This window comes from Herbidospora cretacea (assembly GCF_001570605.1).
Taxonomy (GTDB): domain Bacteria; phylum Actinomycetota; class Actinomycetes; order Streptosporangiales; family Streptosporangiaceae; genus Herbidospora; species Herbidospora cretacea.
On the sequence record NZ_BBXG01000004.1, the window covers coordinates 297,591 to 314,871 of the forward strand.

Here is a 17,281-nt window from a genome sequence, read left to right on the forward strand (position 1 = left end):
ACGGGCCGCGATCTCGAAAGTTTCGAAACTATTGACCGGTTCGTTCGGTTACATCTACGTTTACTGCGATCGAGTTCGGCACATGGAGGGACGGGGTCAGATGAGAGCTGCGCTGCTGGAACGGGTCGGGGCGCCGCTCGTGGTGCGCGACCTCGACCTCGCCCCACCGGGCCCCGAAGAGGTGCTGGTCAGGATCGAGGCGGCCGGGGTCTGCCACAGCGACCAGCACTACCTGGCGGGCGACCTCACCTGCCCCCTCCCGGTCGTCCCCGGCCACGAGGGCACCGGAGTCGTCGAGGCCGTCGGCCCGGGAGTGACCCGCCACAAGGCGGGCGACCGCGTCTGCCTGATGTGGCGGCCGAGGTGCGGCCAGTGCCGCAACTGCCTGGTCGGGCGGCCCGCCCTGTGCGAGGCCGCCGGGATCATGGTCGGCTCCGGCGGGCTGCTCGACGGCACCACCCGGCTCAGCGCCGACGGCCGGAAGGTCCACCACCTGCTCGGCGTCTCGTGTTTCGCCGAATACGCCGTGGTGTCGGAGCGCGCCGTCGTGCCGGTCCCCGACGGGGTGCCGCCGGAGATCGCCGCCATCGCGGGCTGCGCGGTCATCACCGGCGTCGGCGCGGTCCTCAACGCCATCGGCGAGTGCGCCGGTGACGCCGTCGTCATCTTCGGCGCGGGCGGCGTCGGCCTGTCGGCCGTCCAGGGCGCGGTGCTGGCGGGCGCGAACCCGATCATCGTCGTGGACGTCGTCGCCGAACGCCTGGAGACGGCCGAGCGCCTCGGCGCGACCCACACCGTCGACGCCTCCCAGGTGGACGTCGTGGCGGCCGTCCAGGAGATCCGCCCCGGCGGCGCCGAATGGGCGATCGAGGCCATCGGCCGGCCGAGCACGCTGGAGTCGGCGTTCGAGGTGCTCCGCCCCGGCGGCACCCTCGTCGCGGTCGGCCTGGGCAAGGTCGGCCAGACCTTCAACGTCCCCGTCAACCTGCTCGTCCAGCGCGAGAAGCGGGTGGTCGGCAGCCTCTACGGCTCCGCCAACCCCCTCATCGACCTGCCCAAGCTCTTCCACCTCTACCTGGCCGGACGCCTCCCGCTCGACCTGCTGATCGGCAGGCGCTACCGGCTCGACCAGATCAACGAGGCGTTCGCCGACCTGACCGGGGGCGCCGTCGGCCGAGGGGTGATCGTGCCGTGACCGAATACGCCACCTACCCGAGCCTGCGCGACCGGGTCGCCCTCGTCACCGGCGGGGCGACCGGCCTGGGCGCGGAGTTCGTCGCCCAGCTCGCCGCCCAGGGCGCGAAGGTCGCCTTCGTCGACATCGACGACGAGGGCGCGCAGAAGCTCCAGGACCGGGCCCTCTACATCCACGCCGACGTCACCGACATCGACGCCCTGCGCGGCGCGATCGTCATGGTCGAACAGGCCCTCGGCCCGATCTCCGTCCTGGTCAACAACGCCGCCAACGACACCCGCACCGGGATCGAGACGCTCGAACCCGCCGAGTGGGACCAGGGGATCGCGGTCAACCTGCGCCACCAGTTCTTCGCCACCCAGGCCGTGCTCGCCGGGATGCGCTCCCTCGGCGGCGGCTCGGTCGTCAACCTCGGCTCGGTCAGCCCCCACGTCGGCCTCCTCGGGCTGCCCGCCTACGTCTCCTCCAAGTCCGCCATCGAGGGCCTGACCAGGATGATGGCCCGCGAGCTCGGGCCCGACCACATCCGGGTCAACTGCGTCATACCCGGCTGGGTCTTCACCGAGCGCCAGCTCACCCATTGGGTCACCCCCGAGGTCCGGGAGAAACTGGCCGAGGTGCAGTGTCTCCCCGACAACCTCGCGCCGTCCGACGTGGCCCGGATGGTGCTGTGGCTGGCCGCCGACGACAGCGCGATGTGCACCGGACAGAACTGGATAGTCGACGCCGGATGGATGATTTGACCTCCTCCCTCTCCTGAAGGAGGGGGATCCAACTCATCTCACCCGGAAAGGAGGACAAGTTGAGGTTCGCGCTTCTCCGGCCCCGCAACCGGGTCGCCTCGGCGCGCATTCACCGCGAGCCCCGCGGCGATGTCACGGACGTTCCTGGCCGCGTTGACGTCAGCGTTCGCCTGATGCCCGCAAGCTGCGCACCGGAATACCGCTTGGCTCTCGCGGTTTCCCGGTGCGCGATAACCGCAGGTGTTACAGGTCTGCGACGTGAAACGCGGATTGACTTTGACGACCCGGCCCGGGGCCTTCTGCTCCAAACGGGTGACGAGCCGGCCCCAGCCGGCCGCGAGAATCGACCGGTTGAGCCCGGCCTTCTGGCGCACGTTCTTCCCGGGCGCTTCGATCGTCCCTTTGGCCGACCGGGTCATGGTGGAGACGTTCAAATCTTCGACGCCGATGATGTCGAAACGGCGAGCCAGATCCGTGGAAGTCTTCTCGATCCAGTCCTTGCGCCGGTCGATTTCGCGGGCCTTCAGCTTCCCGATTGCGGCTTTGACCTTGCGGTGCCGATGCGAGCCCTTCTCTGCGCGGGCCAGCTTGCGGACCAGCCCCAGCAGGCGGGCTTTCTCCGAGTCGCGCAAGGTCGGCGCGCTGGTCATCTCGCCGCTGGAGAGCGCCGCACTGACGGCCACGCCGCGATCCACTCCGACGACTTGACCGGTCCCAGGCGCGGCGATGGGTTCAGGGATCGCCGCGAAGGCCACGAACCAGCGCCCCGCCGTGTCGCGGCTGACCCGGAACGATCTCACACCCTCGGGTACGGCACGCGACCAGCGGAAGCGGACCCAACCGACCTTGGGAACGCGGACCTCTCCGATGTTGCGGGAGAGGCGGCGGACGTCGCCCGTCTTGACCGCGACAATGCGGAAACCGTCACTCTGCCCGCGTTTGCGCCACGTCGGCTTGCGGTGCGTTTTTCCGAAGAAATTCGCCATCGCTTGGGCGAAGTCCTTGAGTGCTTGCTGTTGGACGACGATGGAACCCGCGCGCAACCATGCGAATTCGGCTCGCGCTTCGGTCAGCTGGCGACAGTGTTCGGCGAATCCCGGCGCGGATCTCCCACCCGGCCGCCAACACGAGTGCTGTTCAACCGCCAGATTCCAGACATATCGCGCATGCCTGCAATGCTCCGCCAATGCCACCTCTTGGACCGGCGTCGGGGCAAGCCGGTAGCGGGACATGCTGAAAAGTTTACCGACGCCGGCCGACAGTACAGGGAGCCCAAAGTGCCGCACCGTTCCGCGTTTCTTCCCCCATTTGAAGGACGGGGCGTCCACACCGGGGGGATCAGGTGAAGAGGCGCAGTCAGCACTGGTTCGGGGCCGAGGGGCGCTCGGGCATGCTCTACCGCTCCTGGATGCGCAACCAGGGGTTCGGGGCGGAGGTCTTCGACGGGCGGCCGGTCATCGGCATCGCCAGCACCTGGTCGGAGCTCGCGCCGTGCAACGCCCACCTCGACCGGGTGGCCGACGCGGTCAAGCGCGGCGTCTGGATGGCCGGGGGGTTCCCGCTGGTGTTCCCGGTGATGGCGACCGGTGAGACACTGCTGCGGCCGACCGCGATGCTCTACCGCAACATGCTCGCCATGCAGGCCGAGGAGCTGATCCGGGCCAACCCGCTCGACGGTGTCGTGCTGCTGTCGGGCTGTGACAAGACGACGCCGGGCCTGCTCATGGGCGCGGCCAGCGTCGACCTGCCCGCGATCATGGTGACCGGCGGGCCGATGCTCAACGGCAAGTTCCGGGGGCAGGACGTCGGCTCGGGCACCCACGTGTGGAAGTTCGAGGCCGAGATCAAGGCCGGGCGCATGAGCGTCGAGGACGGCTACGTCGCCGAGGGCTGCATGGCCCGTTCGAACGGCCACTGCATGACGATGGGCACCGCCTCGACGATGGCGTGCCTGGCCGAGGCGCTCGGCATGCAGCTGCCCGGTTCGGCCTCCTGGCCCGCCGTCGACTCCCGCCGCTACGAGGTCGCCCAGGAGGCGGGCAGGCGCATCGTGACGATGGTCGAGGAGGACCTCAAGCCGAGCCAGATCATGACGCGGGCGGCGTTCGAGAACGCGATCCGCGCCAACGCGGCGATCGGCGGCTCCACCAACGCGATCGTCCACCTGACCGCGCTGGCCGGCCGGCTCGGCGTCGACCTGCTGCTCGACGACTTCGACGCGCTGGCCCGCGACGTCCCGACCATCGTCGACCTGATGCCCTCGGGCCGGTTCCTGATGGAGGACTTCTGCTACGCGGGCGGCCTGCCGGTCGTCCTGCGCCAGCTCGACGAGGCCGGTCTGCTGAACGCCGAGGCGCTCACCTCCACCGGCCGGACCATGGGGGAGAACGTCGCCACCGCGGTCAACTGGAACACCGAGGTCATCCGCCCGATGACCGAGCCGCTCCAGCCCGCCGGAACCGGCACCGCGATCCTGCGCGGCAACCTCGCCCCCCACGGAGCGGTGATCAAGCAGTCGGCGGCCACGCCCGCGCTGATGACCCACGTCGGCCGGGCCCTGGTCTTCGACTCGCCGGAGGCCTACCACGCGGTCTGCGACGACGACGACCTCGACGTGACCGCCGACGACATCCTGATCATCCGGGGGGCCGGGCCGAAGGGCTACCCGGGCATGCCCGAGGTGGCCAACGTGCCGCTGCCCGCCAAGCTGCTGCGCGCCGGCGTGACCGACATGGTGCGGATCAGCGACGGCCGGATGAGCGGCACCGGCTTCGGCACGGTCGTCCTGCACGTCTCCCCGGAGGCGGCCGTCGGCGGACCGCTGGCGCTGGTGCGGACCGGTGACCGCGTCGAACTCGACGTGCCGAACCGGAGCCTGACCCTGCTCGTGCCGGACGAGGAGCTCGCCCTGCGAAAGCGGGAATGGACGCCGGAGGACCACGACGACGTCTCCGGCTACCGATGGCTCTACCGGCAACATGTGCTGGGGGCCGACGGCGGCGCCGACTTCGACTTCCTCACCGGTGGTCGCGGGAGCGACGTGCCGCGCGATTCGCACTGACCTCGGTACGATCGGTTGGTGTCCGACTCGTTAGATTCTCGCGTGACCGTCGCCGACATCGCCGCCGAGGCGGGGGTGTCGCGGGCGACGGTCTCGAAAGTGCTCAACGGCCGTTCGGACGTGGCGCCCGCCACCCGGTCGCAGATCGAGGCCCTGCTGGCCACCCGCGGATACGTCCCCACCAAGCGCACCAAGCGCCCGCTGCATCTCCCGCTGCCCAGGGTCGCCCCCCGGCGGGGCGGGCTGCTGGAGCTGGTGGTGAGCGACGTGAACTCGCCGTGGGCGGCCGAGGTGATCCGCGGGGCCGAGCAGGAGGCGCGGTCGGCCCGCGTCGGCGTCGTGGTGTCGGTGCTCGACAGCGGGCCGGGCCACGGGCAGCAGTGGCTGGAGGACATCGCCGACCGGGCGCCGGGCGGCGTCATCCTCGCGCTGTCGGAGCTGAACCCGGCCGACCGCTCCCACATCGCCAAGCTCGCCCTCCCGGCCGTCCTGGTCGACCCCGTGGGCGACGCCGACGGCTCGATCCCGTCGATCGGGGCGGGCAACTGGGGCGGCGGCATGGTCGCCGCGCAGCACCTGCTGGAGCTCGGCCACCGCCGCATCGGCATGATCACCGGCCCGATGCGGCTGCTGTGCAGCCAGGCGCGGCTGGCCGGCTACCGCGCGGCGGTCGAGCGGGCCGGGATCACGCTCGACGACGACCTGGTCCACCACGGCGACTTCCACTACGGGGCGGGCTTCGAGAAGGCGGGGATCCTGCTCGACCGGGCCGACCCGCCCACGGCGATCTTCGCCGGCAACGACGAGCAGGCCCTCGGCGTCTACGCCGCCATCCAGGAGCGGGGCCTGCGGGTGCCGACCGACGTCAGCGTCGTCGGGTTCGACGACGTGCCGATGGCGCAGTGGATGGCCCCGCCGCTGACCACGGTCCGCCAGCCCATCGCGAAGATGGCCGCGCTGGCGGTCCGCTCACTGCTCGGTCACCAGGACGGCACCGAGATGACCGAGGGCCGGGTCGAGCTGTCGACCAAGCTGGTGGTCCGCTCCAGCACTCACTCGTGTCGTTGAGGCAGATTCAAGGCGCGAGCCACGGCCGGCCTTCGGCCGTCCGCGTCTCGCTTGGGTAGACGAGCCCCGCCTGGGCGCGGACCTCGTCCATGGTGCCCATGATCTCGCAGGTCTCCTGCAAGGTCAGGATCGGGCTCTCCGGCAGGCCTTCCCGCACGCAGCGGGCGACCTCCTCGGCCTGGAAGCGCAGCCCGTTGCCGGGCACGTCGAAGGTGAACCGCTCGACCGCGCCGCTCCGCGCGGTCAGCGTGAACGACGTGGGGCGGTACCACCAGGGGTCGATGTCGATGCGCGCGTCCGTCCCGGCGATGGAGGCGTGGTTGGGCAGGAACGCCTCCATGCTGCTGGTCGCGACGCCCTGGCGGCCGTTCGCGTAGCCGGTGATGACGGAGGTCTGGCCGTCCACGCCGGTGTCGCCGAACTGGGTCGAGGCGGTCACCGAGACCGGCGTGCCGAGAACCATCGACAGGAACGACACCGGGTAGACGCCCAGGTCGAGCAGCGCGCCGCCGCCGAGGTGCGGGTCGAACATGCGGTGGACGGGGTCATGGCGGAACCAGACCCCGTGCTCGGCCACCACGAGCCGCACGTCCCCGAGCCGCCCCTCGGCGAGCAGCTCGCGGATGCGGACCATGTGGGGCAGGAACCGCGTCCACATGGCCTCCATCAGGAACACCCCGTGCGTCTTGGCCGCCGCGACCAGGTCCTCGGCCTCGCCCCGGTTGAGGGTGAACGGCTTCTCCACCAGCACGGCCTTGCCCGCCTCGATCGCCGCCAGGGCGCCCGCGTGGTGGGCGGGGTGGGGCGTGGCGACGTACACGGCGTCGACGTCGTCGGCCGCGAGCATCGCGGCCTGGTCACCGTAGGCGCGGGGCGCGCCGGTCTCGGCGGCGAACGCCTCGGCGCGGGCCGAGGTGCGCGAGCCGACCGCGACCAGCTCACCGGCGCCGGACAGCCGCAGGTCGTCGGCGAAGGCGCGGGCGATGCCGCCGGTGCCGATGATCGCCCAGCGCAGCGGTTCGGACATGGGGGACTCCTTCTCGGTCACGGTCAGTCACGTTCGGTCATGCGGAGGTGACGGTCGCCTGCATGACGCGGTCGAAGCCGACGTGCCGCCGGGGGCCGGTCATCGTGACGGCGAGGGTGGCCCGGATGTCGGCGCTGGACGCGCCCACCCGCAGCTCGACCGCGCCGGGGTCGACCTGCCGCCGCCACGACGCCCCGGTGTAGGAGGTCAGGTCGGCGTGCAGCGTCAGGGTGAGCTCGCGGCTCTCGCCGGGGGCCAGGTCGACGCGCTGCGCCGCGACGAGCGCCTGGAGCGGCCGGGCCACCTCGGCGACCGGGTCGTGCAGGTAGACCTGGACGACCTCCGAGGACTCCCGCGCGGTCTCGTTGCGCAGCCGCACCGTCACGTCGAAGGTGCCGTCGGTGGCCCACTCGCCGGAGCCGGTGACCTCGCCCCACGTCACGGGCGCGTAGGACAGGCCGTGGCCGAAGGCGAACAGCGCGGTCGGGTCGACGTTGCTGACCTCGCTCTTCTGCGCGAGGGTCGCGCCGAGGTAGGTGGCGGGCTGGTTGCCGCCGTCGCGGGGGAAGCTCACCGGCAGGCGCCCGGCCGGGTTGGCGCGGCCCGACAGCACGTCGGCCAGCGCCGCCGCGCCCTCCTCGCCGGGGAAGAACCCGCAGACCACAGCGGCGAGCCGGTCGATCTGGCGGCCGAGCTCGTAGGGGCGGCCGACCAGCAGCACCAGCACGACCGGCTTCCCGGTGGCCAGCAGCGCCTCCAGCAGCTCCTCCTGACGGCCGGGCAGCGCCAGGCCGGGGGCGTCGCAGCCCTCGCCGGAGGTGCCGCGCCCGAACAGCCCCGCCTGGTCGCCCAGCACCGCCACGACCACGTCGGACTCCTCGGCCGCCGCGACCGCCGCCGCGATGCCCTCGTCGTCGCCGCCGGTCACCGGCACGCCCTGCGCGTGGACGACGTCGAAGTCGGCGCGCAGCGCGTCGAGCAGCGTCGGGATCTCGACGCCCATCTCGGTCTCCGGGTGGTGCACGCCGACGTGCATCGGGAAGGAGTAGCAGCCCATCATGGCCTGCGCGGTGTCGGCGCGCGGCCCCACCACGGCCAGCCTCGCGCCCGGCGCCAGCGGCAGCGCCTCCCCGGCGTTGTGCAGCAGCACGACCGAACGGCGGGCCAGCTCACCGGCCAGGGCGCGGACCTCGGGGCCGTCGAGAACGGGGTCGTCCTCGCCGAGGATGGGCGGGTCGGCGCTCCAGCCCTCGTCGAGCAGGCCCAGCTCGACCTTCTGGAGCAGCACCCGGCGCAGCGCGCGGTCGATCAGGGCGAGGTCCACCTCGCCCTTCTCCACCGCCTCGACCAGCGCGGGCCCGAACGTGTTGACCGTGGGCAGCTCGACGTCGATCCCGGCGGTCAGCGCCAGCCGCGCCGCGTCGGTGGGCGACTCGGCCACGTGGTGCAGCGTCTGGAGGAACGCCACCGAGAAGTAGTCGGCGACGACCGTGCCGGTGAAGCCGTAGGTGTCGCGCAGCAGGTCGGTCAGCAGCGTCACGTCGGACGCGACGGGGGTGCCGTCGATGTCGGAGTACGAGTTCATCACCGACCCCGCACCGGCCTGGAGCGCCATCTCGAACGGCGGCAGCAGCACGTCGGCGACCTCGCGGCGGCCCGCCGAGACGGGGGCCAGGTTCCGGCCGCCCTTGGACGCCGAGTAGCCCACGAAGTGCTTCAGCGTGGCGACGACTCCCTGCGACTGCACGCCCCTGACGTAGGCGCTGCCGATGACGCCGACCAGGTGCGGGTCCTCGCCGATCGTCTCCTCGACCCGGCCCCAGCGCAGGTCGCGGGCGACGTCGAGGACCGGGGCCAGGCCCTGGTGGACGCCGAGGCGGCGCATGGTCGCGCCGATCTGGGCGCCCATCCGCTCGACCAGCTCGGGGTCGAACGTCGCGCCCCAGCACAGCGGGTTCGGGTAGACGCCGGCCTGCCAGGCGGCCACGCCGGTGAGGATCTCCTCGTGCACGAGCGCGGGGACGCCCCAGCGTCCGGCCTCGATGAGGGAGCGCTGGGCCGCCGCGAGGGTCGCCGCGCCCTTGACCGGGTCGACCGGGGTGGTGCCGAACGGCCGGGTGAGCTGGCCGATGCCGTCCTTGACCAGGTCGTCCCACGGGATCGGCAGCGCGGTGAACTCGTGCTGGTGGGGGGCCATCTCGCCGTCGGTGTTGTCGATGCCGACCCACACACCGTAGAGCTGGGCGATCTTCTCGGGCAGGCTCAGCCGCGCCATCAGCGCCTCGACCCGCTCTTCGGGGGAGCGTCCCGCGTCTTTCCAGGGGACGGGCGTGGTCACGGTCGTCATGTGTCTCTCCGGTTGATACGGCGGATCATGCGGGCCACCCGCCCGAGGGGGGCGCGAGCCGGTCGAGTTCGTCCCACAGTTCGGCGGGGATCGGGGTGTCGGCGAGCTGCAGCGTCGCGGCGATCCGTCCGGGCTCGGAGACGCCGACGATGGTGGAGGTGACGCGGGGGTCGCGCAGCGAGAACTGGAGCGCGGCGGCGGCCAGGGGCACGTCGTGCTCTGCGCACGCCGCCGCCATCGCCCGGACCGCCGCGCGGATCGACTCGCCGGTCTCGCGGTAGGCGTACCGGGGCTGGGCGTCGGGGCCCTTGACGAGCATGCCGCCGCCGTAGGGCGCGCCGTTGACGAAGGCGATGTCCTTGGCGGCGGCGTCGTCCATCAGCGGGCCGGCCGAGCGGTCCACCAGGGTCCAGCGGTTGTGGTTGATCACGGCGTCGAACACGTCGGTGCCGACGAACCGCCGCATCAGGCCGACCGGCCCGCCCGCGATGCCGAGGTGGCCGACCACGCCCTCGTCGCGCAGTGCGACCAGGGCCTCGACCGCGCCGCCCGGGGCCATCGCCTCCTCGAAGGTGACGTGGTATTCGGGGTCGTGCAGGTACATGACCGGGACATGGTCCAGTCCCAGCCGCTCCAGGCTCTCCTCGACCGAGCGGCGGACCCGCTCGCCGGAGAAGTCGCCGGTCTCCGGGTCGGCGTCGGCCTTGGTGGCCAGCACGAACCCCTCCGGCAGCCCGCGCCGCCGGATCACCGCCCCGACCCGGCGCTCGGCCGACCCGGCGCCGTAGTTGTTGGAGGTGTCGAGGAAGTTGACCGGGCCGTCGAACACGGCCCCCACGGTCGCCTCGGCGCGGGCGTCGTCGACGGCGTAGCCGTAGAGGTCGGGCATGCTGGCCAGCGGGCTCGTGCCGATGCAGATCGGCGTCACACTCAGGCCGGTACGACCGAAAGGCCGTCTGTCCATGGTCAGATCACATACCTGTTCGCGGGTCGGCCGCGGTGGCCGGGCTCGGCCCGGAAGATCGCACCGGCGGCGGGCTGGTCGCGGAGCTGCGCGGGGGAGAGTTCCTCGGTGGACGTGGAGATGTACAGCTCGTCCAGGCCGGGGCCGCCGAACGCGCACGACGTCACCTGGGTGACCGGCAGCTCGATCGTCAGGTCGGGCCGCCCCTCCCAGTAGCGGACCACCCGGCCGCCGCCCCAGAACGCCACCCACACCCCGCCGTCGGCGTCGACGGTGAGGCCGTCGGGCATGCCCGAGAGGTCGGAGGTGTCGGCGTAGGTCCGGCGGTTGGTCATCGCCCCCGTCGTCACGTCGTAGTCGAAGAGGTCGATCTTCCTCGTCGGGGTGTCGACGTAGTAGCAGAGGGTCCCGTCGGGCGACCAGTCGATGCCGTTGCTGCACGTCACGCCGGTGAGGACGGTGTGCAGCGAGCGGTCGCGGTCGAGACGGTAGAGCTCCGCCGCGCCGGTGGTGAAGGCGTAGGCCATGCTCCCGGCCAGGTAGCGGCCGGCCGGGTCGACGTTGCCGTCGTTCATCCGGATCTCCGGCCGGTTCGCCAGCGGGGCGGCCAGGCGCGCGGTGATGGAGCCGCCCGAGGCCAGCGCCATGCCGTCGCCGTCGGCGACCAGCAGGGTCGCCGGGTCGGTCGTCAGGTGCACCGCGGTGATGGGCGCGGGCAGGTGGACCCAGTCGGCGCCGGCGTAGACGCGGCCTCGCGGGATGTCCACGAACCGCACGCAGCCGGCGACGTCGTCCCAGGTCACACCCTCCAGGTGGACGCCGCCGACCTCCAGCCAGACCTCCGCCATCAGGACGCCGGAGCCGTGATCGCGGCCACGGCGGTGTGGTGCGCCTCGACGAGCCGGCCCAGCACCGCGTCGGTGCCGGCGTCGGGACGGGTCAGCTCGGGGTTGGCGGCCCGCCAGGCGTGCAGCCGCCGCGCTCCCTCGGACCACGTCGTGGTCGCGTGGAACGCCGGGACGAAGCGCTTGATCTTGCTGTTGTCGAAGACCGCGGTGTGCGCCAGGTCGCCCAGGATGAGGGTGGACCAGAACCAGTCGGGCGCGACCTTCGGCAGGAACTCCGACGGCAGGTGCACCAGCCGGGGCTCGACCCTCTCGGTGCGGGCGATGACGCCGTAGATCTCGTCCCAGGTCAGCGACTCGTCGGAGGTGATGTGGAAGTCCTCCCCGATCGCCTGCCAGTTGCCGATCAGCCCGGCCAGGCCGACCGCGAGGTCACGGGCGTGGGTGAGCGTCCACAGGCTGGTGCCGTCGCCGGGGACGACCAGTTCGTCGCCGCGGGCGATGCGGTCCCAGGCGGTCCAGTCGCCGGGGAGCGGCGGGTTGGCGTCGTCGTAGGTGTGCGACGGGCGGACGATCGTGACGGGGAAGCCGCGCTCCTCGTAGGCGCGCTCCAGCACGACCTCGGCGGCGATCTTGTCCTGGGCGTAGGCCAGGTAGGGGTTGCGCCGGGTGGTCGACTCGGTGACCGGCCACTGCCGGACCGGCTTGTGGTAGATCGAGGCGGAGCTGATGTGGACGTACTGGCCCACGCGGCCGTCGAGCAGGTCGGCCATGGCCTGCGCGTCCTCGGCGCCGAAGCTGAGGAAGTTGACCACGCTGTCGAAGTCGGCGCCCTCGAACGCCGCCTTGAGGGACGCGGGGTTGGAGACGTCGCCGGTGACGGCGGTGACGCCGTCGGGGAGGGGGCGCTTGCTCGTCCTGCCGCGGTTCAGGACGTACACGTCCTGACCCTGGGCGACCGACTCGGCCACGCACGACGAGCTGATCGTGCCGGTGCCGCCGATGTAGAGAACCTTCATGGTGAACTCCTAGTTGCGGGACTTGCCGGCGTACCAGTCCTCGAAGCCGTTCTCCACGACGCTGATCAACAGGTCGTCGTTGCGGATGCCGAGGTCCGCCAGGTTCTTCGCGATCAGGTCGAAGGTCGCCCACTTGGTGGTCACGTCGTACATGTGGACCATCTGGATCTGGATGCTGATCAGGTCGCGGCGGTCCACGCCGTTGTATCCGGGGTCGGCGACGAGCTCGCCGGGCGCGTGCGTGCGGAAGATCTGAAACTTGTCGGTCGGGTCCATGCCGAGACCGTCGACCAGTGCCTGATGAACACCTTCGCTGATCTGCGGGCCCAGCCGTTCGGCGAGGGAACGGTCGAGGTCGATCTGCACGAGAGGCACTGGGACTCCTTTAAGAAAGTTTCGGGAATTCTCCGAAACTCCAATCGTTCGGTGACAACGTAGAGCCGTCTTTCCGGGACGTCAAGGCTGTTTCGGGGAAGTTTCGGGCGGTGCCGCCGTGCTGTCCCTGATCACCAGGCTGGTCGAGAGCTCCAGCCGCAGCGGCTCCTCGGCCGGGTGCTCCCCCTCCAGCACGTCGCGCACGGCCAGGACCGCCATCTGCGCCAGGGGCTGGCGGATGGTGGTGAGTTTCGGGGCCGTCCACTCGCAGACCTCGGTGTCGTCGAAGCCCACGACGCTGAGGTCGTGGGGGATCCGCAGGCCGCGGACCCGCGCCTCCTCGTACACCCCGGCCGCCTGCTGGTCGGAGGCGGCGAACACCGCGGTGGGAGGTTCGGGCAGGCCGAGCAGCTCGGCGGCGCCCAGCCGGCCGCTCTCGGGGTAGAAGTCGCCGGGCCTGATCAGGCCCTCGTCGACCGGCAGGCCGGCCCGGCGCAGCGCGGCGCGGTAGCCGTCGAGGCGCTCCAGGCTGCAGGGGATGCCGTCGGGTCCGGTGATCATGCCGATCCGCCGGTGGCCCAACCCGATCAGGTGCTCGGTGGCGGTGAAGCCGCCGGCCCAGTTGGTGGCGCCGATCGTCGGGATGTCCTTGTCGTAGCCGCCCATCTGGTCGATGACCACGAAGGGCGCGTCGATCGTGCGCAGCCGGGCGGCCGACAGATGCTGGGTGCCCGACCCGACCAGGACCACGCCGTCGGTGGGACGGGAGGCGAGGGCCGGCAGCCATTCGCGCGGGTTCGCCTGCCGGTCGTGGGTGACCGTCAGCACCAGCCGGGCGCCCAGCCGGTAGGCCTCCTGCTCGGCTCCGCGCAGCAACTCGCTCGCCCAGGCGGTGTCGAGCTCGGTGATCACGAAGTCGACCAGACCCACTTTGCGTGGCTCTGACCTGGCCCTTCGCTGGTAGCCTGTGGCCTCCAGCGCAGCTTGCACGCGTCTGCGGGTGTCCGGGCCCACGGCGTCACGGCCGTTGAGCACCTTGCTCACGGTTGGCACGGATACCCCCGCCTCCCGTGCGACCACCGCGATGGTCACCCGGTCGGCGCGGCTGGCTGTGGCCCGCTTCGGCACGACACCTCATCATGCGTAGATTCGATCTGTCGAAACTTTCTCACACCGTAGCACCGGCCGGGCCGGTGCCGTCCAGAGCGCTTTTGAACTGCGGAAACATGGACACGTTCGCAAAGAGGCAGCTCGGGGGAGCGGTGGCGACAGGTCATGCGAGATCTAGAGTTTCGAAACTCAACGGAAACAATTTAGCCGAAATTCTTGACACTGCCGAGAGCTCGGTGTTTCTCTCTTTCGAGACCGCTTTCGAAACTTTCGGAAGTTTTCGGAAGCCTTGCCTGATCCGGCTCTCGTCGAACGGGGCGCGGAACGGCGTCAGTACCACGGTGCGTGCCTATCACGCGCAAGGAGAGATCACATGCTGGGATCTTCGCGGATCTGGAAGCGTCGTCCCCTCGGCTTCGCCGCGGCGCTCATGAGCGGCGCGCTGGTGCTCGCCGGATGCGCCGGCGGCGGCACACCCGCACAGAACGGCGCCCAGGGCGCCGACCAGGGGCCTGCCGACTCGGGCGAGATCACCTGGTGGGGGTGGACGCCCGACGCGGCGCCCGCCAACGCCTATATCAAGGCCTTCAACAAGGTCTACCCGAACATCAAGGTCACCTTCAAGAAGCTCACGATCGACGGCTACGACGCGGCCATCCGCCCGGCGCTCGCCTCGTCGGTCGGCCCGGACGTCTTCGACGTCGCCCCGGGAGCGGCCAACGGCTCCGTCGACATCTACGGCGTCAACGCCCTCGACCTGAAGCCGGCCGTGGAGAAGGCGCTGGGCGCCGACTGGGAGTCGAAACTGGCTCCGATCGGCGTGTCGAGCCTGAAGAACGGTGACAAGCTGGCCGCCCTGTCGGTCGGCTCGGTCTTCTCCGGCACGGTCTGGGTCAACAAGGACCTGTTCGACAAGTACAAGCTCCAGCCGCCGACCAACTACGACGAGTGGAAGAAGGTCTGCGCGACCTTCAAGGCCAACAACGTCGGATGTTTCGTGCAGGGCGCCGCCCAGACCGCGTTCAACGAGGACACCCTCCAGGCGATCTCCAACAACGTCCAGCCGGGCGTCTGGGAGAAGGCCCTCAAGAAGGAGGTGCCCTGGACCGACCCGACGATCGTCAAGGCGCTGACCCTGTGGAAGGGCCTGTTCGACGACGGGATCATGCAGGAGGGCGCCCTCGGCACCCAGCAGTACCCCGACGCCAACAACGGCTTCATGTCCGGCAAGTACGCCATGGTCATGATGGGCAGCTGGTACATGCAGTACTCCACCGTGGAGGGCATGACGGCCGCCATCTCCGGCGCCGGCGTCGCCGACCCCAAGCCGTTCACCCAGCTCCCCATCGCCTTCCCCGACATCGCCGGCACCGGCAACGTGGGCTCCCTCTACGGTGACGCCGACTTCGGCCTGGCCGTGAACCAGAAGTCGAAGAACATCGCCGCCGCGACGACCTTCGCGACCTGGCTCGGCACCTCCGCCGAGGGCCAGCAGGCGGTGGCCGACATCCTCAACGACATCCCCGCCCTGGTCAGCGCCCAGCCCAACTGGGACGCCGTCAAGCTGGTCAACCCCGAGGCGCAGAAGCCCGCGCTGGAGAAGCTGATCTCCGACGCCGGCAAGTCGGACGAGCCGCGCCTGGCCACCGTGGTCGCCGACCTGCAGACCGCGATCGGCGTCGCGTCCACCACGGTGGCGGCCGGCGAGGCCACCCCCGAGGAGGCCGCGGCCACGCTGCAGGACACCGCTTCGAAGATCAAGTAACCCCCGAGGACGGAACCCTTGACCTCCACGACCACATCGAAGACCGGGGCACGCCGTCCTTCCGGGTCCTCCGCTCCGGGACAGCGTTCCCGGAGCGGGGCGATCCGCCCCTCCGGCCTTCCCTGGATCCTGCCCGCGTTCGTCTTCGTGGTCGGCATCCTCTACTACTGCATCGGCGAGACCGGTTATCTGTCGACCCTCGACTGGGACGGCACCAGCCCCACCCCGACCTCGGTGGGCCTGCAGAACTACCAGGACATCCTGGTCGACCCGATCTTCTGGCAGGCCATCTGGCACACGATCATCTTCTTCGTCGTCACCTTCACCGCGCAGACCGCGCTCGGCTTCGTGTTCGCGGCGCTGCTGCACTCGAAGGTGAAGCTCGCCACCCTCTACAAAGTGATCGTCTTCACCCCGGTGGTGATCGCCCCGGCGACGATGGCGCCGGTGTTCCGGCAGATGTTCGCCGCCGACGGCCAGCTCAACTGGTTCCTCGACCACATCGGCCTGGGCTTCCTCTCTCAGCCCTGGCTGGCCCAGTCGAGCACCGCGATGCCGGTGATCATGTTCATCACCGTCTGGAACTTCACCGGCCTGACCTTCGTGCTCTACTACGCCGCGATGGGCCAGATCGACCCCGAGGTGCTGGAGGCCGCCCGCACCGACGGCGCCAGCAACCTGCGCACCCTGGTCAGCATCGTCTGGCCCGGCGTCCGCAGCACCACGGTCGCGCTCGCCATGCTCAGCGTGATCGGGGCGCTGAAGACCTTCGACATCCCCTATCTGGTGACGATCGGCGGCCCCAACTACGCCACCGAGTTCCTCGGCACCTACATCTACCGGATCAGCATCCCCAGCGCCCACGTCGGATACGGCGCCGCCCTGTCGATCATGCTCCTCGTGCTGGCCCTGCTCGGCGCCATCGCCGTCGCCGCCCGCTCCAACCGGAAGGACGGTGAGAGCGGTGTTTGAGGCCCGCCGCCCGTCGGCCAGGCTGCTGCTCCAGATCCTGGCCACCGCGATGGTCATCCCCTACCTGTTCCCGCTGGTCGTCATGGTCCAGGGGTCGCTGGCGGGGGAGGGCTGGGGCAACTACCGCGCCGTCTTCGAGGTCGGCACGATCGGCACGTTCTTCAAGAGCAGCGTCATCATCTCCGCCTCGACGATCGTCATCGTGTACGTCCTGACGATGCTCGCCGCCTTCGGCTTCTCCAAGCTGCGCGTGCGCCGCAAGGAGGTCTACTTCTGGATGATCCTGGCCGCGCTGACGCTGCCCGAGGTCGTCCTGCTCACCCCGCTGTTCGCCACGACGCTGGCCCTCGGCGTGTACGACACCTACTGGGCCGTCGTGCTCCCGCTGGCCGCGCTGCAGATCCCGTTCACGGTGCTGATCGCCCGCCGGTTCGTCGACGGTGTCCCGGACGCCCTGTTCGACGCCGCCCGGATCGACGGCGCGAGCACGTTCACCTCCTTCCGCTACATCATCATCCCGATGACGCGGCCGATCGCCGCGGCGATCGTGGTGCTGACGCTGATCGGCTCGTGGAACGCCTACCTGCTGCCGCTGGTCCTCATCCAGGACCCCGCTCAGCAGACCGTGACGCTGCTGCCGCAGTTCTTCGTCAGCCAGTTCAGCAACGACCAGACCAAGGTGCTGGCCAGCGCGGTCATCACCGCGATCCCCGAGATCGTCGCCTATCTCTGCCTGCAGGGCCTGTTCGAACGCGGCCTGGCCGCAGGCGCCGTCAAGTAAAGGATTACC

At 70.5% G+C, this 17,281-nt stretch carries 15 protein-coding genes; 7 read left to right on the forward strand and 8 right to left on the reverse strand.

All coding sequences use genetic code 11. From position 1 onward, the window contains the following. Positions 1-100: 100 nt before the first annotated feature. Entirely contained in the window at positions 101-1,195 is a 1,095-nt protein-coding gene (locus tag AW270_RS09510) for a zinc-binding dehydrogenase (protein ID WP_061292921.1), read from the forward strand. Further along, complete coding sequence (locus AW270_RS09515; protein WP_061292922.1) at positions 1,192-1,938, forward strand: SDR family NAD(P)-dependent oxidoreductase; 747 nt, start codon at positions 1,192-1,194, stop codon at positions 1,936-1,938. The genes AW270_RS09510 and AW270_RS09515 overlap by 4 nt, the downstream gene beginning before the upstream one ends. A 38-nt stretch (positions 1,939-1,976) precedes the next feature. Here the strand turns inward: AW270_RS09515 and AW270_RS09520 are convergent, their stop codons facing one another. Next, the gene (locus AW270_RS09520) at positions 1,977-3,170 is read right to left on the reverse strand and encodes an RNA-guided endonuclease InsQ/TnpB family protein (RefSeq protein WP_082801462.1); all 1,194 of its coding nucleotides are present in this window, start codon (positions 3,168-3,170) and stop codon (positions 1,977-1,979) included. A 110-nt stretch (positions 3,171-3,280) separates the two neighbouring features. On the opposite strand from AW270_RS09520, the gene AW270_RS09525 reads away from it, so the two are divergent. After that, positions 3,281-4,999: an IlvD/Edd family dehydratase gene (locus AW270_RS09525; protein ID WP_061292924.1), complete on the forward strand. Its 1,719-nt coding sequence runs from the start codon at positions 3,281-3,283 to the stop codon at positions 4,997-4,999. A gap of 18 nt (positions 5,000-5,017) precedes the next feature. Then, positions 5,018-6,067, forward strand: coding sequence for a LacI family DNA-binding transcriptional regulator (locus AW270_RS09530; RefSeq protein ID WP_061292926.1), 1,050 nt, complete (start codon positions 5,018-5,020; stop codon positions 6,065-6,067). Between the two features lie 7 nt (positions 6,068-6,074). On the opposite strand, the gene AW270_RS09535 is transcribed toward AW270_RS09530, so the two are convergent. The 7 genes from AW270_RS09535 to AW270_RS09565 all read right to left on the reverse strand — a co-directional run bounded on the left by AW270_RS09535 (position 6,075) and on the right by AW270_RS09565 (position 13,772). Beyond that, the gene (locus AW270_RS09535; RefSeq protein ID WP_061293517.1) at positions 6,075-7,094 is read right to left on the reverse strand and encodes a Gfo/Idh/MocA family protein; all 1,020 of its coding nucleotides are present in this window, start codon (positions 7,092-7,094) and stop codon (positions 6,075-6,077) included. Between the two features lie 37 nt (positions 7,095-7,131). Then, positions 7,132-9,441: a glycoside hydrolase family 3 N-terminal domain-containing protein gene (locus AW270_RS09540; RefSeq protein WP_061292928.1), complete on the reverse strand. Its 2,310-nt coding sequence runs from the start codon at positions 9,439-9,441 to the stop codon at positions 7,132-7,134. A 25-nt stretch (positions 9,442-9,466) separates the two neighbouring features. Beyond that, positions 9,467-10,405 (reverse strand): aldo/keto reductase, encoded by a 939-nt coding sequence (locus AW270_RS09545; protein WP_061292929.1) that lies wholly within the window; start codon positions 10,403-10,405, stop codon positions 9,467-9,469. 2 nt (positions 10,406-10,407) lie between these two features. Further along, positions 10,408-11,253 (reverse strand): SMP-30/gluconolactonase/LRE family protein, encoded by an 846-nt coding sequence (locus AW270_RS09550; RefSeq protein WP_061292932.1) that lies wholly within the window; start codon positions 11,251-11,253, stop codon positions 10,408-10,410. After that, complete coding sequence (locus AW270_RS09555) at positions 11,253-12,269, reverse strand: NAD-dependent epimerase/dehydratase family protein (RefSeq protein WP_061292934.1); 1,017 nt, start codon at positions 12,267-12,269, stop codon at positions 11,253-11,255. The genes AW270_RS09550 and AW270_RS09555 overlap by 1 nt, the downstream gene beginning before the upstream one ends. 9 nt (positions 12,270-12,278) lie before the next feature. Further along, positions 12,279-12,644: a tautomerase family protein gene (locus AW270_RS09560; RefSeq protein WP_062332562.1), complete on the reverse strand. Its 366-nt coding sequence runs from the start codon at positions 12,642-12,644 to the stop codon at positions 12,279-12,281. A gap of 81 nt (positions 12,645-12,725) precedes the next feature. After that, complete coding sequence (locus AW270_RS09565; RefSeq protein WP_061292937.1) at positions 12,726-13,772, reverse strand: LacI family DNA-binding transcriptional regulator; 1,047 nt, start codon at positions 13,770-13,772, stop codon at positions 12,726-12,728. Positions 13,773-14,127: 355 nt separating this feature from the next. On the opposite strand from AW270_RS09565, the gene AW270_RS09570 reads away from it, so the two are divergent. Genes AW270_RS09570 through AW270_RS09580 form a run of 3 tightly spaced genes read left to right on the forward strand, consistent with a single transcriptional unit; the run spans position 14,128 to position 17,272 of the window. Beyond that, entirely contained in the window at positions 14,128-15,519 is a 1,392-nt protein-coding gene (locus tag AW270_RS09570) for an ABC transporter substrate-binding protein (RefSeq protein ID WP_061292939.1), read from the forward strand. An 18-nt stretch (positions 15,520-15,537) separates the two neighbouring features. Next, a complete protein-coding gene (locus AW270_RS09575; RefSeq protein ID WP_218009140.1) occupies positions 15,538-16,491 on the forward strand; it encodes a carbohydrate ABC transporter permease in 954 nt (317 codons plus the stop codon). Beyond that, on the forward strand, positions 16,475-17,272 hold the full coding sequence (locus AW270_RS09580; protein ID WP_218009141.1) for a carbohydrate ABC transporter permease: 798 nt from the start codon (positions 16,475-16,477) through the stop codon (positions 17,270-17,272). The genes AW270_RS09575 and AW270_RS09580 overlap by 17 nt, the downstream gene beginning before the upstream one ends. Positions 17,273-17,281: the final 9 nt, after the last annotated feature.